The organism is Castellaniella sp. S9, from assembly GCF_027257175.1.
GTDB lineage: Bacteria > Pseudomonadota > Gammaproteobacteria > Burkholderiales > Burkholderiaceae_B > Castellaniella.
On sequence record NZ_JAPFGD010000033.1, the window covers coordinates 1 to 502 of the forward strand.

1 protein-coding gene is annotated in these 502 nt (G+C 65.3%); it reads right to left on the minus strand.

Going from position 1 to position 502, the window contains the following annotated elements; translation table 11 throughout:
* A partial coding sequence (locus OOZ48_RS18440; RefSeq protein WP_269500275.1) for a branched-chain amino acid ABC transporter permease occupies positions 1-502 on the minus strand: 502 nt, incomplete at both ends.

A 502-nucleotide genomic window follows, 5' to 3' on the forward strand; every position in this document is an offset into this window, starting at 1 on the left:
TGGCGCGCCAGTGCAGCCATTCGCCGACGATGCCGCGGCGGAAGGCCATCACGCAGACGATGAAGATCAAACCGATGACGATGGTCACCGATTCGCCCAGGATGCGGAACCACTCGATGCCGGTCTGCTGCATCAAAAAGCGCCCGAACTCGCCGACCTTGTTCTCCAGCGCCACCACGATGACGGCCCCCAGCACCGGGCCGGTGAGCGTGCCCATGCCGCCGATCAGCGTCATCAGGATCACCATGCCCGACATCTGCCAGGTGGCGTCCGACAGCGTCGCCGAGACGAACACCAGCGCCTTGGTCGCGCCGGCCAGGCCCGAGAGCGTGGCCGAGATCACGAAGGCGAGCAGCTTGAAGCGGTCGGTGTCGTAGCCCAGCGAGATCATGCGCGGCTCGTTTTCGCGGATGGCCTTGAGCGCCTGGCCGAAGGGCGAATGCACGGTGCGCCAGATCAGGGCGTAGCCGAGGATGAAGATCGCCAGCACGACGTAGTACAG